This is a genomic window from Rhizobium sp. UBA1881 (assembly GCF_002338015.1).
Taxonomy (GTDB): domain Bacteria; phylum Pseudomonadota; class Alphaproteobacteria; order Rhizobiales; family Rhizobiaceae; genus Rhizobium.
Window position 1 is genome coordinate 32,697 of record NZ_DDHH01000113.1, and the last position, 16,771, is coordinate 49,467.

The window sequence follows — 16,771 nt, forward strand, 5'->3', positions numbered from 1 at the left end:
TCGAAGCATGACAGGCACTTGGCCGATGTTAGCGATTCCATAACCGTCCCTCAGGCAAAATTGGCGGTCTGGCTGGCAAATTCAAGAGGCGGAAACGTGAATGAACTCCTGATCATGGCCGACGCGCGGCTGATGGCGGAACGCGCCGCCTGGCTGCAAAGCCTAGCCGGCGAACGACGTCTTTCGCAGCACACACTCGACGCCTATGAGCGCGACACCCGCCAGTTCCTGACCTTCATGACCGGCCATCTCGCCGGCCCGACGACGCTGAAGGATATCGAGGCGCTGAGACCCGCCGATTTCCGCGCCTTCCTCGCCGCCCGCCGCCGCGACGGCACCGGCGCCCGCTCGCTCGGCCGCAATCTCGCCGGCCTACGCTCGCTGCTGCGCTATCTGGAAAAAAAGGGACTGGTAAACGCCGCCGGCGCCGGCGCCATCCGCTCGCCGAAGCAGCCGAAATCGCTCCCAAAGCCGCTCTCCGACACCCAGGCCGTCACCGTCGTCAGCAACGAGGCGCAACTGCACGAGGAACCCTGGATCGCCGCCCGCGACGCCGCCGTCATGACCCTGCTCTACGGCTGCGGCCTGCGCATCTCCGAAGCGCTCGATCTCATGCCCGGCGACCTCACGCCAGGCGCCACGACGCTGCGGATAACAGGCAAGGGCAACAAGACCCGCCTTGTGCCGCTGCTATCTGTCGTCTTCGAGGCGGTCGACAAATACCGAAAGCTCTGCCCCTATCATCTCAGCGCCGACCAGCCGCTGTTTCGCGGCGCGCGCGGCGGCAAGCTGCAGCAGGCGATCATCCAGCGCACCATGCGCACGATGCGCAGCGCCTTCGGCCTGCCGGAGACCGCCACCCCGCACGCGCTGCGCCACTCCTTCGCCACCCATCTTCTCGCCGGCGGCGGCGATCTCCGCACCATCCAGGAACTGCTTGGCCACGCCAGCCTGTCGACCACGCAGGTCTATACGGGTGTGGACGCCTTACGTCTTCTCGACGTTTACGACCGCGCCCATCCCCGGGCGTAATCCTTTGTTAACGTCTTCTCTTAAAGGAATATGATGAGCCGCGCGCGTAAAGCTTGTGGCAAATCCTTTGTGACCGGAACACCATCATGACGATCACCCTCGGCCACCGCAGCCAGCAGCTGGCAGCAAGGCTCCCCGTCTCGCCAGGCAACATCGTGCTCTGGCTGATCGCTGCCGTCCATGTGCTCGCCGCAGCACTCCTGATCGCCACTCTCGTTTCCATCTCGCCGGCGTCAGCCGCGGACGACGCAAGCTGCACTGGCCGCAACATCCTCGACGACCTGAAGGTCAGCAACCCCGCGCGCTACGAGCAGGCGGTGAAGGAAGCCGACGCCGTGCCGAACGGCAAGGGCATCTTCTGGAAGATCGAGAAACCCGGCATCAAGCCGTCCTGGCTGCTCGGCAGCATGCACGTCACCGATCCGCGAGTTCTCGACCTGCCGCCGCGCACGAAGGCTGCTCACGATGCCGCCGATACCATCGTGATTGAATCAGACGAGATCCTCGACGAGAAGAAGGCCTCGGCGGCGCTGATGATGAAGCCCGACCTGATGATGTTCACCGACGGCACGACCATCGAAAAGCTGCTCTCGCCCGAGGATTACACCCGCCTCGAGGCAGGCCTGAAGACGCGCGGCATTCCGCTCGCAGCCGTCTCGCGCATGCGCCCTTGGATGATCTCGAGCGTTGTCGCGCTGCCCGCCTGCGAAATGGCCCGCAAGGCAAAGGGCGTCCAGTTCCTCGACCAGAAGATCGCCACCGACGCGGCCGCTCACGGCAAGCAGGTCAAGGGCCTGGAGACGCTCGCCGAGCAGCTGCAGGCCATGGCCGAACTCCCCACCGAATTCCACATGAAGTCGCTGATCGAAACGCTGGAGCTCGGCTCGAAGATGAACGACGTGGTCGAGACCATGACCGATCTCTACCTCTCCGGCGATATCGGCATGACCATGCCGATGCTGAAGACGGTAACGCCCGAGGGCGCCGACGACAGCAGCGACTACGCCGCCTTCGAACAGCGCATCATCCTCGACCGCAACAAGATCATGGCCGAACGCGCCGCCCCGATCCTGGCTAACGGCAACGTCTTCATGGCCGTCGGCGCGCTGCATCTTCCCGGCGAAGGTGGCGTGATCGAGCTCTTGCGCAAGCAGGGCTTTACGGTGACGGCGGTGAACTGAGGGCGCCGAGCCGCCTGCCCATATGGGCGATCATCGCCTTTACGATGACATTGTGGAACGGCGTGATCACGGCGATATAGATCCGTCCGATCAGGATCTTGCGATGGACCAAAGTCGTGGCCTTCACCCGTTTCATCTCGCCATCGGCTAAATCCTCGACGTCGATGACGATGCGAAAGTCGAGATGCTTGTCATCGAAACCAACGACGACCTGCCGCTGCGTCTTTGAGAGCACCGGAAATATCCCGATCTTTTCTATTGCTTCCGGCAGATCGTGCGCATCCGTCCGCAACCCGAAAAGCGGACCAACGATCAGGTTACGCAATCTCATCAAACTGCTGATCCAGAACGGCGCGTATCCCAGCATCAGCCGGGCAGCCTCGATCGCATCGAATGACGCAGCCGGTACTGAAAGTTGATAGCAGTCTGCCCAGTCAGCCGAGGGCAGCGCCGGATGCGGCAGGCGTGGCGCGATTTTAGAAGGTTTGGCTGGCTTCAACGACATTGATCACGCGTCTCCGGCAATATCCTCCGGCAACACATAGCACATCCCGCGACACCGAACCGCCCTCTGCATCGCCCTGCGGCAATACGCGCCGCCCCGCGCCTATCGACGGCTTTCTAGCTGAGCCACGTGCCGATTTCACGCGATCCGTGGACGATGGTGACGACCAGAATACCGTGAGGCCTCGGCTCATAGACTGCGACATAGCGCCCCTCGATCAGGATGCGCGCCGTGGGGCTCAACTCCGGCCTGCGAGGCCCCATCTCGACATGCCAGGCCGCAAGCGCGAACTTTTCCAAAAACCGGCGCAACAGGTTGTCGGCTGCCCGCTCATTGTCATAAGCGATCGAACGCCAGATCTCCCGCAGATCGTCTTCCGCGCGAGGGCTGAGCGTGTACTTACCCACGTGATCGCTTTTCCGCCTTTAGCTCGGCAAGGAGAACATCGGCGTCGACTTCACGGCCCTCGCCGCTGGCAATCCCCTCGTCATAAGCCCGTTTCAGGCGCGCGATTTCCAACTGCCGGATTTCCTCGCGCTGCTCCCAAAGCCGCAGGGCGTCGCGAACGATTTCGCTGTTGGACGCATAGCCGCCGCCATCGACCGCATCCTGCATTTTTGCAGCCTGATGCGGCGTGAGCGAAATGGTAAGGGTGCGCATGTTGGTGGCTTTCATGATGAAAGAATAGCACACCAAACAAGGTCTAACAATTATTGTTAGCCAAACGAAAAGGCCGCGATCCTCTCGAACCGCGGCCTTTTCGCATCTTATGTCAAAGCCTTACATATGGATCGGCTTGAAAAACGCCGCCAGTGCCGCTTCCTTCACCGCTTCCGACATGGTCGGATGCGCGTGGCAGGTGCGGCCGAGGTCTTCGGCGGAGCCGCCGAATTCCATGAGCACGGCGATCTCGTGGATCATTTCGCCGGCGCCGAAGCCGACGATGTGGCCGCCGAGGACGCGGTCGGTGGTCTTGTCCGACAGGATCTTCACGAAGCCATCCGTCGCCAGCATCGCGCGCGCGCGGCCGTTTGCCGTGAACGGGAACTTGCCGACCTTGTAGGCGACGCCAGCCGCCTTCAGCTCTTCCTCGGTCTTGCCGACGGAGGCGACTTCGGGCTGCGTGTAAACGACGCTCGGGATGACGTCGTAATTCACATGGCCATGCTGGCCGGCGAGGATTTCGGCAAGCGCCACGCCTTCGTCTTCAGCCTTGTGCGCCAGCATCGGGCCCTTCACCACGTCGCCAATCGCGTAGATGCCGGCAACATTGGTGCGGAAATGGCCATCGATCTCGACGCGGCCACGATTGTCGAGCGCAACGCCGGCTTCTTCGAGACCGAGGCCAGCCGTGTAGGGCTTGCGGCCGGTGGCGACCAGAACGACGTCGGCTTCAAGCGTGACCTTGTCACCGCCTTTGACCGGCTCGAACGTGACCTTCGCGCCCTTGCCGCCCTTTTCGACGCCGACGACCTTGGCGCCGAGGTTGAAATCGATGCCCTGCTTGGCGAGCATGCGCTGGAACTGCTTGGCGACATCGCCATCCATGCCGCCGAGGATCGTGTCGAGATATTCGACGACAGTAACCTTGGCGCCGAGGCGCGACCAGACCGAGCCGAGCTCGAGGCCGATGACGCCGCCGCCGACGACGATCATTGTCTCCGGAACCTTCTCCAGCGCGATGCCACCGGTCGAGGAGATGATGACCTTCTCGTCGAGATCGACATGCACGCCGGGGATGCCGGCGACGTCGGAGCCGGTGGCGATGACGATGTTCTTGCCTTCGATTTCCTGGACCTTGCCGTCCTCAGCGGTAACCGAGACCTTACCAGCCGAGACGATCTTGCCGGTGCCGATGAAACTGTCGATCTTGTTCTTCTTGAACAGGAAGGCGACGCCATCGACGTTCGACTTCACGGTGGCATCCTTGTGGGCCATCATCTTGTCGAGGTTCAGCTTCGGCGCCGCGACCTCGATGCCGAGCGCGTCCATGCCGTGGCCGGCCTGATGGAACATTTCCGACGCGTGCAGCAGCGCCTTGGAGGGAATGCAGCCGACATTCAGGCAGGTGCCGCCGAAGGTCGCGCGCTTTTCGACGACGGCGACCTTGAGGCCGAGCTGGGCAGCCTTGATGGCAGCGACATAGCCGCCGGGGCCGGTTCCGATAACGATCACATCATAGGACATTGTTGCTTTTCCTTTTCGTTATTTGCTTAATCCGCCGCGCGGGCGAGCGCGAGACGGAAGCCGAAGCCGACCAGGGCGGCGCCGGTAATGCGGTTGAACCACTTGCCGCTGGCGATGAAGCGATCGCGCACGGCCTTGACGGTGAAGAAGGTGGAGACGGCGGCGAACCAGGCGACCAGCGCGGTCGCCATGCCGATGCCGTAGCTGAACTGGATGAGGCCGGGCGTGTCGTGATGAACGAGCGTCGAAAACAGCGACAGGAAGAACAGTACCGGCTTCGGGTTCAGCGCATTGGTGATGAAGCCCATGCCGAGGCAGCGCAGCGCCGAGATCGGCTTGCGATCCTCTTCGCTGACCTTGATCTCGGCCACGTTGAAGCCCGGCGCGCGAAACGACTTGATGCCGAGATAGACGAGATAGGCGACACCGGCCCACTTGATCATCGCAAACAGCATCAGCGACTGCGACACGATCAGCCCAAGGCCGAGGATCGTGTAGCTGATGTGGAAGAGCAGCGAGAAGCCCATGCCGATACCGGTCATGATCGCGGCGCGGCGGCCATGCAAGATGCTTTGGCGAAGGATGACAGCGAAGTCGGCGCCCGGCACGACGATGAAGATCGAGAAGACGGCCATCAGGCCGAGAAATTCGAGAACATACTGCATGCTCATACCGCCCTTGAAATGATGAACCCGATCATCGGCCGCCGCTTACATTGAGGATCGCGCCGGTGACATAGGATGCCTCTTTGGATAGCAGATAAAGCACCGCGTCGGCGATCTCTTCCGCCGTGCCGGCGCGCTGCATCGGAATGCTCGGCGCCATGTCGCGCGCCCGATCCGGCAGGCCGCCGGAAGCGTGGATTTCGGTGTCGATGACCCCAGGGCGTACGGCATTGACGCGCACGCCCTCGGTCGCCACTTCGCGGGCCAGGCCGATCGTGAATGTATCGATCGCGGCCTTGGAGGCGGCGTAGTCGACATATTGCGAGGGCGAACCGATGATCGCAGCCATCGAGGAAATGTTGACGATCGCCCCGCCCTTGCCGCCATGTTTGGTCGACATGCGGCGCACGGCCTCGGCCGCGCAGAGAATGGAGCCGGTAATGTTGATGCGCATCATCCGTTCGATGCGCGCCACCGACATCTCGTCGATACGAGCAGGCGCATCGACGATGCCGGCATTGTTGGCAAGCCCGTCCAGCCGGCCGAAGTGGCGGTCGATGGCTTCGAACATCTGCGTGATATCGGAGGCCTCGCCGACATCGCCCTTGATCGCGATGGCATCCCCGCCGCCGGCCTTGATCTTCGCCACGACCTCATCGGCCGCAGCCTTGTTGGCGGCATAGTTCACGGCGACGCGCCAGCCCTTGGCTGAAGCAAGCAGGCTGATCGCGGCCCCGATGCCGCGGCTGCCGCCGGTCACGAGAAGAACGGGTTGGTCGCTCATGACGCACATTCCTTGAAATCGAGCACATCCCAGGGCGCGACCGATGCCTTGCCCTTGCCCCAGATCGAGGAGGCGCGAATGGCCGGACCGATGCCGGGGAGCACGATCTTGTCGGCCGCCGCACCCGCTTCCGGCTGCAGATTGTTCATCTCGCCCTTGGCATCGATGCCGTAGACCATGCCCTGCCAGATGGTGCAGGCATTGAGATCGTCACCGGTCACGTCGCCACCAGGGCAATTGAACATCACCATGCCGATCGAGCGATCCGGGTCTTCCGACGGCATGACGTAGCCGTCGAGCACCATCGACGTCTTCAGGACCTTGATCTTGAACTGGTTGCTCGCCGCCGCCGCTTCGGAATTGAGGGGCGAGAAGCGCAGCTCGTAGGCGCCGTCGCGATCGGTATAGACGGCGCTGCCCTGCTTGCACTCGGCCGCCATCAGCGGCTGGCTGCAAAGGAGTGCCAGCATGCCGGCCGAAAGCGTAACCCCGAACTTGCGCATCACGGATGCACTCCCCCGCATCGCCGGTTGCGCGGCGGCGTCGGTGTTCGAGAAAGAGCGGACGGGTTCCAGCGACATCAGGTGTTCCGGTGCTGAGGCGAAAAGGGCCGCTCGCGCGGCCCTGTCGGTCTCTTAGAGATCGAGAACGAGGCGTTCCGGATCTTCCAGGCTTTCCTTGACGCGCACGAGGAAGGTAACCGCTTCCTTGCCGTCGACAATGCGGTGGTCGTAGGAGAGCGCGAGATACATCATCGGGCGGATGACGATCTGGCCGCCGACGACGACGGGACGGTCCTGGATCTTGTGCATGCCGAGAATGCCCGACTGCGGCGCGTTCAGGATCGGCGAGGACATCAGCGAACCGTAGACGCCACCATTGGTGATCGTGAAGGTGCCGCCCTGCATGTCTGCCATCGAAAGCGAACCGTCGCGAGCCGACTTGGCAAGACGGCCGAGGTCCTTTTCGATCTCGGCGATCGACATCTGGTCGGCATCGCGGATGATCGGAACGACCAGACCCTTGTCGGTGCCGACGGCCATGCCGACGTGGCAGTAGTTCTTGTAGATGATGTCGGTGCCGTCGATTTCGGCGTTGACGGCGGGCAGTTCCTTCAGCGCGTGCGTGACGGCCTTGGTGAAGAAGCCCATGAAGCCGAGCTTCACGCCGTGCTTCTTTTCGAACACGTCCTTGTACTTGGCGCGCAGTGCCATCACGGCGCTCATGTCCACCTCGTTGTAGGTGGTGAGCATGGCGGCGGTGTTCTGGGCGTCCTTGAGGCGCTTGGCGATCGTCTGGCGCAGGCGCGTCATCTTCACGCGCTCTTCGCGGCCGGCATCCTCGACCGTCGACGGGCCGCGTGCGGCGGCAGGGGCTGCCGGAGCAGCAGCGGCAGGAGCCGCGATGCCCTTGGCGACAGCGGCGATCACGTCGCCCTTCAGAACCTGGCCGCGCTTGCCAGAACCATCGACCTGATCGGCCGAGAGGTTGTTTTCAGCGAGCATCTTCGAAGCAGCCGGTGCCGGCGGCATCGAGGAAGCGGCAGCGGCAACCGGTGCGGCAGCGGCAGGAGCCGGCTCAGCGGCCTTGGCGGGGGCGGCAGCTGCAGCCGGAGCAGCAGCGGCGGCACCTGCGCTTGCAGCGATCTGGCCGAGCAGCGCGTCGAGACCGACGGTTTCACCGGCCTGCGCGACAATTTCGGAAAGTACGCCGGCAGCCGGTGCCGGAACTTCGATGGTCACCTTGTCGGTTTCAAGCTCCACCAGCGGCTCGTCGGCCTTGATGACATCGCCGACCTTCTTGAACCAGGTGCCGACGGTTGCCTCGCTGACGGATTCACCGAGAGTTGGAACGCGGATTTCTGTGGCCATTGTTCAAATCCTGAATTTTGATCTTTGTGATGTTTGACGGCGTTCCGGCGCGAGCGGCCGGGATCTGAATTAATGCGGAGAGGAAACGCGGCGCGCTCCCTCCCCGATCTCATTCTCGTTAGCCGCCGAGCGCGTCCTCGAGGAACGCGGCGAGCTGTGCCAGATGCTTGGACATCAGGCCGGTTGCGGGCGATGCCGCAGCCGGACGTCCGGTGTAGCGAACGCGCTGGTACTTCGCATCGATATGGGCAAGCACCCATTCCAGATACGGGTCGATGAACGACCATGCACCCATGTTCTTCGGCTCTTCCTGGCACCAGACCATTTCAGCGTTGCGGAAGCGGGAGAGCTCGTTGATGAGCGCCTTGGCCGGGAACGGGTAGAGCTGTTCGACGCGCAGCAGGTAGACATCGTCGATGCCGCGCTTTTCGCGCTCTTCGAGCAGGTCGTAATAGACCTTGCCGGTGCAGAGCACGACGCGGCGGATCTTGGCATCCTTCTGCAGCTTGATCGGGCCGTCCTTGATGACCTCGGCATCGTCCCAGAGGAGACGGTGGAACGAGGTCTCGCCGGCCATTTCGGCCAGGCCCGATACGGCGCGCTTGTGGCGCAGCAGCGACTTCGGCGTCATCAGGATCAGCGGCTTGCGGAAGTCGCGCTTCACCTGGCGGCGCAGGATGTGGAAGTAGTTCGCCGGCGTCGTGACGTTGGCGACCTGCATGTTGTCTTCCGCGCAAAGCTGCAGGAAGCGCTCGAGGCGGGCCGACGAGTGCTCCGGACCCTGGCCTTCATAGCCGTGCGGCAGGAGGCAGACGAGGCCGGACATGCGCAGCCACTTGCGTTCGCCAGACGAGATGAACTGGTCGAACACGACCTGCGCACCGTTGGCGAAATCGCCGAACTGGGCTTCCCAGAGCGTCAGCGCGTTCGGGCGGGCCAGCGAGTAGCCGTATTCGAAGCCGAGAACGGCTTCTTCCGACAGCATCGAGTTGATGACTTCGTAGCGCGCCTGGGTCGCCGACAGGTTGGCGAGCGGGATATAGCGCTCTTCCGTTTCCTGATCGTAGAGAACCGAGTGACGCTGCGAGAAGGTGCCGCGTTCGCAATCCTGGCCCGAGAGACGGATCTTGTGACCTTCGGTGACGAGACCGCCGAACGCCAGCGCTTCCGCCGTTGCCCAGTCGATGCCTTCGCCGGTCGAGATCATGTTGGCGCGGTTTTCCATGAAGCGCTGGATCGTGCGGTGCGCATGGAAGCCTTCCGGGATCTCGGACAGCTTGCGGCCGATTTCCTTCAGCTGCTTCATCGGCACGGCGGTCTTGCCGCGACGCTGCTCGTCGGCATTATCAGCCGTGCGCAGGCCCGACCACTCGCCGTCAAGCCAGTCGGCCTTGTTTGGCTTGTAGTGCTGGCCAGCCTCGAACTCCTGCTCGAGATGCGCGCGCCAGTCGGCCTTCATCTTCTCGACTTCGCCTTCGCTGAGCACGCCCTCGGAAACGAGGCGCTCGCTGTAGAGCTGCAGAACGCTCTTGTGGGCGCGGATGACCTTGTACATCTTCGGCTGCGTGAAGGACGGCTCATCGCCTTCATTGTGGCCGTAGCGGCGGTAGCAGAACATGTCGAGCACGACAGGCTTGTGGAACTTCATGCGAAATTCCATGGCGATCTTGGCACCGTAAACCACGGCTTCCGGATCGTCACCGTTGACGTGCAGGATCGGTGCTTCGATCATCTTGGCGACGTCGGACGGATAGGGCGACGAACGCGAGAAGGCCGGGTTCGTGGTGAAGCCGATCTGGTTGTTGATGATGACGTGCATCGTGCCGGCAACGCGGTGGCCGCGCAGACCGGACAGGCCGAGGATTTCGGCAATCACGCCCTGGCCGGCAAAAGCGGCATCGCCGTGGATGAGGAGCGGCAGAACCTTGGCGCGCTCCGACAAGGGAATGATGTCGCCGTCCCAGACGGTGGCGCTCATGTCCTGCTTGGCGCGGGCCTTGCCCATGACGACAGGGTCGACGATTTCAAGGTGCGACGGGTTGGCCGTCAGCGACACGTGAACCTTGTTGCCGTCGAACTCGCGGTCCGACGAAGCGCCGAGGTGGTACTTCACGTCGCCGGAACCTTCGACTTCGTCAGGCGCATAGGAGCCGCCCTTGAACTCGTGGAAGATGGCGCGGTGCGGCTTGCCCATGACCTGGGAAAGCACGTTCAGGCGGCCGCGGTGGGCCATGCCGAACACGGCTTCCTTGAGGCCGAGATGGCCGCCGCGCTTCAGGATCTGCTCGAGCGCCGGGATCAGCGATTCACCGCCGTCGAGGCCGAAGCGCTTGGTGCCCTTGAATTTGACGTCGAGGAACTGCTCGTAGCCTTCGGCTTCGATGATCTTCGACAGGATCGCCTTCTTGCCTTCAGCGGTGAAGGCAACGCCCTTATCAGGACCTTCGATCCGTTCCTGGATCCAGGCCTTTTCCTCAGGATTCGAAATGTGCATGAACTCGACGCCGATCGTCGAGCAGTAGGTGCGCTCTAGGATCTCGATCATCTCGCGAACGGTGGCGTATTCCAGGCCGAGCACGTTGTCGATGAAGATCTTGCGGTCGTAGTCGGCTTCGGAGAAACCGTAGTTTTCCGGCGACAGTTCCTTGTAGTCTTCAACGGGTGCCGCGATGCCGAGCGGGTCGAGCTTGGCGTGCAGGTGGCCGCGCATCCGGTAGGCGCGGATCATCATGATGGCGCGTACGCTGTCGCGCGTCGCCTGCAGGATGTCTGCACCTTCGGTCGGCTTGCCGGCTGCTTCAGCCTTTGCCTTGACCTTGGTCTCGACGACCTTCTCGATCACGCCCCAGTCGCCGTCGAGCGCCGAAACGAGGTCGCCGCTGGCCTGCATCGGCCAGTTCTTCTTGCGCCAGGATGCGCCCTTGGCGGCCCGCTTCACATCATCAGGATTGTCTTCCAGCGCCTTGAAGAAGGCGCGCCATTCTTCGTTGACCGATGCCGGGTCGTCCTCGTAGCGCGCATAGAGCTGCTCGATATAAGCAGCGTTGGCGCCATCCAGGAACGAGGTGATCTGAAACTGCTCGTTGGCTTCTTGCCGTGCCATGGTGTTACGCGGACGCTTCCGCCCGCCTCCTGACTTTGTGATTTTGCCGATCCCATCGACCGGCTGCCGCATCTTCATGTTCAGCCGCCTGTCCGCGGCTCAGTCTTGGTTCGAACCGGGCAGCACGCAAAGCGCATCCTGCCCGGTGTATAGATTGGCTTAGCCCTTGAGGACTTCAACCAGCGTCGTGCCGAGGCGTGCCGGCGAAGGCGAAACCTTGATGCCGGCTGCTTCCATGGCAGCGATCTTGGATTCCGCATCGCCCTTGCCGCCGGAAACGACAGCGCCGGCGTGGCCCATGGTGCGGCCCTTCGGAGCCGTACGGCCCGCGATGAAGCCGGCCATCGGCTTCTTGCGGCCCTTCTTGGCTTCGTCGATCAGGAACTGCGCCGCGTCCTCTTCAGCCGAACCGCCGATTTCGCCGATCATGATGATCGAGGTCGTGGCTTCGTCGGCCAGGAACATCTCGAGCACGTCGATGAACTCTGTGCCCTTGACCGGGTCTCCGCCGATGCCGACAGCCGTCGTCTGGCCGAGGCCTTCGTTCGACGTCTGGAACACGGCTTCGTAGGTCAGCGTGCCGGAGCGCGAAACGATACCGACCGAACCCTTGCGGAAGATCGAGCCCGGCATGATGCCGATCTTGCATTCTTCCGGCGTCAGGATACCCGGGCAGTTTGGCCCAAGCAGTCGCGACTTGGAGCGGTCGAGGCGAGCCTTGACGCGAACCATGTCCATGACCGGGATGCCCTCGGTGATGCAGGTGATGAACGGGATCTCGGCGTCGATCGCCTCGATGATCGCATCAGCGGCACCAGCCGGCGGAACGTAGATGACCGAAGCGTCGGCACCGGTGCGTTCCTTGGCTTCGGCGACCGAAGCGAAGATCGGCAGGCTTTCGCCCTTCGAGCCGGTCCAGGTTTCGCCACCCTTCTTCGGGTGGATACCGCCGACCATCTGCGTGCCGTAATAGGCGAGCGCCTGTTCGGTGTGGAAAGTACCGGTCTTGCCGGTCAGGCCCTGAACGAGAACCTTGGTATTCTTGTTTACGAGAATAGACATCTATCAGGTCCTCAAATTAGGCGTTGATCGCCGCGACGATCTTCTTGGCGGCATCGTCGAGATCGTCAGCTGCCGTGATCGCGAGACCGGATTCGTTGAGGATCTTCTTGCCGAGCTCGACATTGGTGCCTTCGAGGCGAACGACGAGCGGAACCTTGAGACCGACTTCCTGAACCGCTGCGACAACGCCTTCTGCGATGACGTCGCACTTCATGATGCCGCCGAAGATGTTGACGAGGATGCCCTCGACCTTCGGGTCAGCCGTGATGATCTTGAAGGCAGCCGCGACCTTCTCCTTGCCGGCGCCACCGCCGACATCGCAGAAGTTAGCCGGCTCCTTGCCGTAGAGCTTGATGATGTCCATCGTCGCCATGGCGAGACCGGCGCCGTTGACCATGCAGCCGATGTTGCCGTCGAGAGCGACATAGGCGAGGTCCCACTTGGAGGCTTCGATTTCCTTGGCGTCTTCTTCGGTCTCGTCGCGCAGCGCCTTGACGTCGTCATGGCGGAACAGCGCGTTGCCGTCGAAGGACATCTTGGCGTCGAGAACGCGCAGATGACCGTCCTTCATGACGATCAGCGGGTTGACTTCGAGGAGCGCCATGTCCTTTTCGCCGAACGCCTTGTAGAGCGCCGGGAACAGCGACTTGGCGTCTTCGGCGGCAGCGCCGGAGAGCTCGAGAGCCTTGACGATCTTGGCAACGTCGTCAGCCGTTACACCGGCTTCCGGGTTGATGGCGATCGTGTGGATCTTGTGGGGCGTGTCGTGGGCGACAGCTTCGATGTCCATGCCGCCTTCGGTCGAAACCACGAAGGCAACCTGACCGACCGAACGGTCGACCAGCAGCGAGCAATAGAGTTCGCGGTCGATGTCGGCGCCGTCTTCGATGTAGAGGCGGTTGACCTGCTTGCCGGCTTCGCCCGTCTGCGCAGTTACCAGCGTGTTGCCGAGCATTTCCTTGGCGTGAGCGACGACTTCGTCGATCGACTTGGCGAGGCGAACGCCGCCCTTGGCGTCGGGGCCGAGTTCCTTGAACTTGCCCTTGCCGCGGCCACCGGCGTGGATCTGGCTCTTGACCACGTAGAGCGGGCCCGGCAGCGACTTGGCGGCAGCTTCGGCTTCCTCGACCTTGAGGATCGGCACGCCCTTGGCGACCGGCGCACCATAGCCCTTGAGCAGAGCCTTGGCCTGATATTCATGAATGTTCATGGATCTATTCCTGTTTGGATTGCGTCAGCGGTCGGTCGGCTTATTTCAGCGACGGCGCGATGTTGATGCAGGCTTCGCACAGGCCGGCGACAGCGGCGACGGACTTGTCGAAGGCTTCCTTTTCGGCCTTGTTCAGGTCGATCTCGATGATGCGCTCGACGCCACCGGCACCGATGATGGTGGGAACGCCGACATACATGTCCTTGACGCCGTACTGGCCGGAGAGCTGCGCTGCGCAAGGCAGGACGCGCTTCTTGTCCTTGAGGTAGGATTCAGCCATTTCGATCGCCGAAGCGGCCGGTGCGTAATAGGCCGAGCCGGTCTTCAAGAGACCAACGATTTCGGCGCCGCCATCACGGGTGCGCTGGATGATTTCTTCCAGGCGCTCCTTGGTGACCCAACCCATGGTGACGAGGTCGGTGAGCGGGATGCCGCCAACCGTCGAATAACGTGCGAGCGGGACCATCGTGTCGCCGTGGCCGCCGAGAACGAAAGCGGTGACGTCCTGTACGGAAACGTTGAATTCCTTGGAGAGGAACAGGCGGAAGCGCGAACTGTCCAGAACGCCGGCCATGCCGACGACCTTGTTGGCCGGGAGGCCGGAAAACTTCTGCAGCGCCCAGACCATGGCGTCGAGCGGGTTGGTGATGCAGATCACGAAGGCGTTCGGGGCATACTTCTTGATGCCGGCGCCGACCTGCTCCATGACCTTGAGGTTGATGCCGAGCAGGTCGTCGCGGCTCATGCCCGGCTTGCGGGCGACGCCGGCGGTAACGATGCAGACGTCTGCGCCTTCGATTGCGGAGTAGTCGCTTGCGCCGGTGAGGTTGGCATCGAAGCCTTCAACCGGCGAGGACTGCGCGATGTCGAGGCCCTTACCCTGCGGGATGCCGTCGGCGATATCGAAGAGAACGATGTCACCCAGCTCCTTGAGGCCGGCGAGATGCGCCAGCGTGCCACCAATCATGCCAGAACCAATGAGAGCGATTTTGTTACGCGCCATTTCGGTGTTTCCTTTGCGACCAAAATTCGTCGGGCGACGCACTGAGGGCTGCGCCCAATTGCCGCAATCGCATAGACCCTAAGGCCAAAAATGGCAACTGATTATTTTGAGACCAGCAATTTCAATCGTTTAGAAGAAAAAGTAATTACGTAAACGTAAGAGTTTTTGTCATGAAACTGCTATTCGGCGGCTCGTTTCTCGTGGTGCAGAGCCAGATATTCCGCACTCCGCATCTCGAAAAGGCGCGATGCCGTCCGGTCGAACTCGAAACCTTCGGTACCACGCGCTTGTGTCAACAAGTTCTCAGGCATGGCCGCCGCCGAGATATAGAGCCTCACCGCATGGTCGTAGAGCGTATCGACCAAAATGATGAAGCGCTTCGTCTGGTTCCGCTTCTCGGGTCCGAGCATGGGAACGTGATCGACAAATATGGCATCAAAGCGTTCGGAGATGGCAAGGAAGTCGGCGGCACCCAGCGGCTTGTCGCAGAGATCGGCGAATGTGAAGCGCGCCAGCCGGTCGACGGAGAGCGGCACATGGATCGAGCGCCCCTTCATCGGCAGCTCGATCGGCTGCGCCTTGCGCCCATGCAGTGCCTGGTTCCAGGCGGCGTCCATGGCCATGTCGGCATGACGGTCGAGCGGCGTGATGTAGACGGGCAGGCTGTCGATCTTCTCCATCCGGTAATCCGTCGGAGAATCCAGCGTCACGGTCTCGACGTGCTTGTTGAGGAGATCGATGAACGGCAGGAACAGACCACGGTTGAGGCCGTCACGATAAAGGTTGACCGGCTCGACGTTGGAAGTGGCGACCAGCACGCAGCCGCGCCCGAACAGGTCGGAAAACAGCCGCGACAGGATCATCGCATCGGCGATATCGGTCACCGTGAACTCGTCGAAGCACAGAAGCTCGGCTTCGTCATAGAGTGCGGCACCGACGACGGGGATCGGATCGGCCTGCTTGGTCTCGCCGTTCTTCAGCCGCAGCCGGTGAGCGGCGATGCGGTTGTGCACGTCGGCCATGAACTCGTGGAAATGCGCCCGTCTCTTCTTCGAACACGGCGCCATGTCGAAGAACATGTCCATCAACATCGTCTTGCCGCGGCCGACGCTGCCGTGAATGTAGAGACCCTTGACCGGCTCGGAGGACTTCTTCTTGGCCGCGAACAGCCATCCGAGCGCGCTCGATTTCGCCGCCGGACGCTTCTGCTTGAGTTCCGACAGCACCCGATCCAGGCATTTCGCCACATGCATCTGGGCGGAGTCGAGTTGAAGCGAGCCTGAGGCCGTCAGCGACTTCAATTGTTCGCTGACGCTCAAGCTGTAGTCTGGCATCGGTTGCATTGAGATAATCCGCCTGGAAAAGATCGGCGGAGCGAGCCGCCGGCTCGCTTATCGGCTGAGCGCGATCGGCTGGCCGCTGCTGGTCTGGCCGCTGAAGGCGTTGTCGGCGGTCTTGTAGACGCTGCCGATCTGGGTGCCGTTGCGGTCCTTGAGCAGGACCTGCTTGCCAGACACTTCCCAGGAGCCCATCGCCGTCAGCTCGCCGACGCAGCCGCGTGTGCCGCCGCGCGAACCGCTGCCGAGGTTGGTGAGCGTCAGGAACATGTCGCAGGAGCCGTTGACCCGCCAGCTGCCGACCAGCGATTCCTTGGTCACGTCGAGGCCGCCGCCATTGGCCGCCATTGCGCCGCCGCCCTGCACGCCGCCCATCGGCGCCGTCGAGGCCGGAGCGGCCGGAAACTGCGAGGAACCACCGGGAGGAGGCAGCTGACCGCCCTGCACCGAAGGCACCGGCTGTGCCGTCAAAGGCGCCGGCGCTGCGCTGTAGCTCGCGTCGTTATAGGCTGTACGCTGGCAACCGGCGAGTGACAGAACAACCGCCATACCTGTCATCGCATATCGCAACTGCATCTGAATGCTCCCGAATGTCCGCTTTTGTCGCATGAAAATAGTAATTAGCTTATTTTCGAATGAACGTGTTTCACTTTGGTTAATCAAGCCGTAATGGCCGTGAATTGCCTGACGGAGCTAGGTCTGTGACAGCGCAATTCAACCTTTACGGCTGAGAACTTCCTGAAGATAGAATTTGTCAGCAAGGTGATGACCAGTCATTTCTTCTGGAAATGCTGTCGCCTGTTTCACGATTGAACGATGATCATCTCGCAC

General features: G+C 62.1%; 16 protein-coding genes. 2 read left to right on the forward strand and 14 right to left on the reverse strand.

Features of this window, described 5'->3' with window-relative positions; genetic code table 11:
• The first annotated feature begins 96 nt into the window (after positions 1 to 96).
• Positions 97 to 1,032: a tyrosine recombinase XerC gene (locus tag B3605_RS13615; RefSeq protein WP_112941434.1), complete on the forward strand. Its 936-nt coding sequence runs from the start codon at positions 97 to 99 to the stop codon at positions 1,030 to 1,032.
• An 86-nt stretch (positions 1,033 to 1,118) separates the two neighbouring features.
• Entirely contained in the window at positions 1,119 to 2,213 is a 1,095-nt protein-coding gene (locus tag B3605_RS13620) for a TraB/GumN family protein (RefSeq protein WP_112941422.1), read from the forward strand.
• Here B3605_RS13620 and B3605_RS13625 read toward each other — a convergent pair.
• The 14 genes from B3605_RS13625 to B3605_RS13690 form a co-directional block, all read right to left on the reverse strand.
• Positions 2,191 to 2,718: a DUF2867 domain-containing protein gene (locus B3605_RS13625; RefSeq protein WP_112941423.1), complete on the reverse strand. Its 528-nt coding sequence runs from the start codon at positions 2,716 to 2,718 to the stop codon at positions 2,191 to 2,193. The genes B3605_RS13620 and B3605_RS13625 overlap by 23 nt on opposite strands.
• A gap of 116 nt (positions 2,719 to 2,834) precedes the next feature.
• The gene (locus B3605_RS13630; RefSeq protein WP_112941424.1) at positions 2,835 to 3,125 is read right to left on the reverse strand and encodes a type II toxin-antitoxin system RelE/ParE family toxin; all 291 of its coding nucleotides are present in this window, start codon (positions 3,123 to 3,125) and stop codon (positions 2,835 to 2,837) included.
• Positions 3,118 to 3,393 carry a type II toxin-antitoxin system ParD family antitoxin gene (locus B3605_RS13635; RefSeq protein WP_112941435.1) on the reverse strand — a complete coding sequence of 92 codons (276 nt, stop codon included), beginning with the start codon at positions 3,391 to 3,393 and terminating at the stop codon, positions 3,118 to 3,120. Before B3605_RS13635 ends, B3605_RS13630 begins: the two co-directional genes overlap by 8 nt.
• A gap of 105 nt (positions 3,394 to 3,498) precedes the next feature.
• On the reverse strand, positions 3,499 to 4,905 hold the full coding sequence (lpdA, locus tag B3605_RS13640; RefSeq protein WP_037181994.1) for a dihydrolipoyl dehydrogenase: 1,407 nt from the start codon (positions 4,903 to 4,905) through the stop codon (positions 3,499 to 3,501).
• A gap of 26 nt (positions 4,906 to 4,931) precedes the next feature.
• On the reverse strand, positions 4,932 to 5,570 hold the full coding sequence (locus B3605_RS13645) for a LysE family translocator (RefSeq protein ID WP_112941425.1): 639 nt from the start codon (positions 5,568 to 5,570) through the stop codon (positions 4,932 to 4,934).
• A gap of 31 nt (positions 5,571 to 5,601) precedes the next feature.
• Positions 5,602 to 6,354 (reverse strand): SDR family oxidoreductase, encoded by a 753-nt coding sequence (locus tag B3605_RS13650; protein ID WP_112941426.1) that lies wholly within the window; start codon positions 6,352 to 6,354, stop codon positions 5,602 to 5,604.
• Positions 6,351 to 6,824 carry a hypothetical protein gene (locus tag B3605_RS13655; protein ID WP_112941436.1) on the reverse strand — a complete coding sequence of 158 codons (474 nt, stop codon included), beginning with the start codon at positions 6,822 to 6,824 and terminating at the stop codon, positions 6,351 to 6,353. The genes B3605_RS13650 and B3605_RS13655 overlap by 4 nt, the downstream gene beginning before the upstream one ends.
• Positions 6,825 to 6,989: 165 nt before the next feature.
• Positions 6,990 to 8,225, reverse strand: coding sequence for a 2-oxoglutarate dehydrogenase complex dihydrolipoyllysine-residue succinyltransferase (gene odhB, locus B3605_RS13660; protein WP_018902321.1), 1,236 nt, complete (start codon positions 8,223 to 8,225; stop codon positions 6,990 to 6,992).
• Positions 8,226 to 8,343: 118 nt separating this feature from the next.
• Positions 8,344 to 11,328: a 2-oxoglutarate dehydrogenase E1 component gene (locus tag B3605_RS13665; RefSeq protein ID WP_112941437.1), complete on the reverse strand. Its 2,985-nt coding sequence runs from the start codon at positions 11,326 to 11,328 to the stop codon at positions 8,344 to 8,346.
• A 159-nt stretch (positions 11,329 to 11,487) separates the two neighbouring features.
• Positions 11,488 to 12,390 (reverse strand): succinate--CoA ligase subunit alpha, encoded by a 903-nt coding sequence (gene sucD / locus B3605_RS13670; RefSeq protein ID WP_018902319.1) that lies wholly within the window; start codon positions 12,388 to 12,390, stop codon positions 11,488 to 11,490.
• Between the two features lie 16 nt (positions 12,391 to 12,406).
• Positions 12,407 to 13,600 (reverse strand): ADP-forming succinate--CoA ligase subunit beta, encoded by a 1,194-nt coding sequence (gene sucC, locus B3605_RS13675; protein WP_112941427.1) that lies wholly within the window; start codon positions 13,598 to 13,600, stop codon positions 12,407 to 12,409.
• A gap of 40 nt (positions 13,601 to 13,640) precedes the next feature.
• Positions 13,641 to 14,603, reverse strand: a complete 963-nt coding sequence (gene mdh, locus B3605_RS13680) for a malate dehydrogenase (protein ID WP_018902317.1) — start codon at positions 14,601 to 14,603, stop codon at positions 13,641 to 13,643.
• Positions 14,604 to 14,782: 179 nt separating this feature from the next.
• Entirely contained in the window at positions 14,783 to 15,946 is a 1,164-nt protein-coding gene (gene zapE, locus B3605_RS13685; protein ID WP_112973973.1) for a cell division protein ZapE, read from the reverse strand.
• A 48-nt stretch (positions 15,947 to 15,994) separates the two neighbouring features.
• A complete protein-coding gene (locus B3605_RS13690) occupies positions 15,995 to 16,516 on the reverse strand; it encodes a protease inhibitor Inh/omp19 family protein (RefSeq protein WP_112429340.1) in 522 nt (173 codons plus the stop codon).
• Positions 16,517 to 16,771 lie beyond the last annotated feature (255 nt).